The following is a 1,348-nucleotide window of genomic DNA, read 5'->3' as shown; positions in this document are numbered from 1 at the left end:
CTAGATCCTTAAAGTCTGGAGATGAAGACGTCGCCGAACGTGGGCTCTGCGGGCCTGAGCCTGGTGCCAGCGACGCCAGGTCGACCAGTGCAAGCCGTGGGCGATGGCGTGTTCGCCACGATCACGGAGGTTGAGAAGCCGGCGGATTTCAGCAAGGGTGAGCGCGATCAGGCGTCGATGGATGGGTAGCGTGGTTTCGTGTTCGGTCTGAGTGTCGGGTTGATTATCGGGTTTGTCTCGCTGCGCGGTGGGTGCAGATCCCCTTTTTTGGCGATGTGTGCGATGATAGCCAGAAAGGTGTGGGCAAGCATGGCGAGAGTGATATGCCGATGCCAGGCATTCCAGGTTCGAACCTGGTAGTGGTCGAGTCCGACATCATCCTTACCGGATCCGAAACATTCTTCGATGGGCCAGCGCGCCCCGGCCACCTGGACACATTCCCCGAATCCCGCGTGGTGGGGTTGTAGCAATGGTAGAAAGCCAGCTCACCATCGTCGATGGATCGACGAAGCATGTACTGATGATCGGGGTCGGCGGATTCCACCACCGCCCAGTCGTAGACCCGGAATCCCTTCGATCCGATACCGCAGGCACGACGCTGCCACGCATGCGGACGCACTCGTTGGGCACGCGCCTCGAACGGGATGGTCTGGCCTTTCGCGTCGGTGAACAGCGTGTTTTTCGGTACGGCCATCACATACGGTATACGGTTGTCCTCGAGGTAGGTGCACAGGCCCGGATTCTGGCCGAATTCCTCATCCGCGGTGAACCACGCGAACGGAACATCTGCTTCCAGCGCAGCCTTGATCATCTCTATGACCTGCGCCGGCCGGGTCGCGAACCCCACATCTGGCGGGACACCAGCCTCGGCACAGCGGGCCGGGTCAGCCACCCAGGATCTTTTCGGCAGATACAGTCGGCGGTCGATCAGCACCCGCTCCCGCTGCGGAGTGACATAGGCAAGAAAGGTCGCGATCTGGCAGTTATCAATCCGCCCCAGAGTCCCAGAGTACTGCCGCTGTACACCCACCGACCGGGTTCCCTTTTTCGCGAAACCAGTCGGATCCGCGACGAGGATCCCACCCGGATCGGCCAGATATTCCATCGCATATTCCCGGTTGCACGCCAGCACCGCATCCGCATCCCACGGGGACAGGTTGATAAACCGCTGTAGTGCTTTCGGTTCCCGTTCACCGACATACTCGGCGATCGTCCACCCGTTCTTCCGTTCCAGCTGCGACAGCAGCCCCCGGATATACTGCTCGGCGTGCTTCTTCGACTCCGTCCGATACAACAGCGGACGAATCTGTGTGAGCATATTCTTCAGTTCGGATTCCCATGCATCTAG

Annotated in this window: 1 protein-coding gene; it reads right to left on the bottom strand. The window is 60.0% G+C overall.

The features are described from left to right. Positions 1-223 precede the first annotated feature (223 nt). A partial coding sequence (locus MJ797_RS26630; RefSeq protein ID WP_239342489.1) for an IS701 family transposase occupies positions 224-1,348 on the bottom strand: 1,125 nt, incomplete at its 5' end.

Source organism: Protofrankia sp. CiP3, assembly GCF_917627345.1.
Lineage (GTDB): Bacteria > Actinomycetota > Actinomycetes > Frankiales > Frankiaceae > Protofrankia.
Note: the sequence above shows the minus strand (reverse complement) of the source record. Positions and strands in the feature narration are given on the sequence as shown.